Annotated in this window: 1 rRNA gene; it reads left to right on the plus strand. The window is 55.5% G+C overall.

Annotated elements, in window-relative coordinates:
* Positions 1 to 794 (plus strand): 23S ribosomal RNA (locus PGL02S_RS27955); the annotation flags it as partial.

Raw genomic sequence — 794 nt, forward strand, 5'->3', positions numbered from 1 at the left:
TTTGGGTACGATCTGTACAGGATAGGTGGGAGCCTTCGAAGCATGAGCGCCAGCTTGTGTGGAGGCGACGTTGGGATACCACCCTGATCGTATCTAGGTTCTAACTTGGTACCGTGATCCGGTGCGAGGACAGTGTCAGGCGGGCAGTTTGACTGGGGCGGTCGCCTCCTAAAGAGTAACGGAGGCGCCCCAAGGTTCCCTCAGAATGGTTGGAAATCATTCGAAGAGTGCAAAGGCATAAGGGAGCTTGACTGCGAGACCTACAAGTCGAGCAGGGACGAAAGTCGGGCTTAGTGATCCGGTGGTACCGCATGGAAGGGCCATCGCTCAACGGATAAAAGCTACCCTGGGGATAACAGGCTTATCTCCCCCAAGAGTCCACATCGACGGGGAGGTTTGGCACCTCGATGTCGGCTCATCGCATCCTGGGGCTGAAGTAGGTCCCAAGGGTTGGGCTGTTCGCCCATTAAAGCGGTACGCGAGCTGGGTTCAGAACGTCGTGAGACAGTTCGGTCCCTATCTGTCGTGGGCGTAGGAAATTTGAGAGGAGCTGTCCTTAGTACGAGAGGACCGGGATGGACGTACCGCTGGTGCACCAGTTGTTCCGCCAGGAGCATGGCTGGGTAGCTACGTACGGAAGGGATAAGCGCTGAAAGCATCTAAGCGTGAAGCCCCCCTCAAGATGAGATTTCCCAACTAGTAAGACCCCTTGAAGACGACGAGGTAGATAGGTTGGAGGTGGAAGTGCAGCAATGCATGGAGCTGACCAATACTAATCGGTCGAGGGCTTATCC

The sequence above is a fragment of the Paenibacillus glucanolyticus NBRC 15330 genome, from assembly GCF_004000885.1.
In the GTDB taxonomy this organism is placed as follows: domain Bacteria; phylum Bacillota; class Bacilli; order Paenibacillales; family Paenibacillaceae; genus Paenibacillus_AQ; species Paenibacillus_AQ glucanolyticus.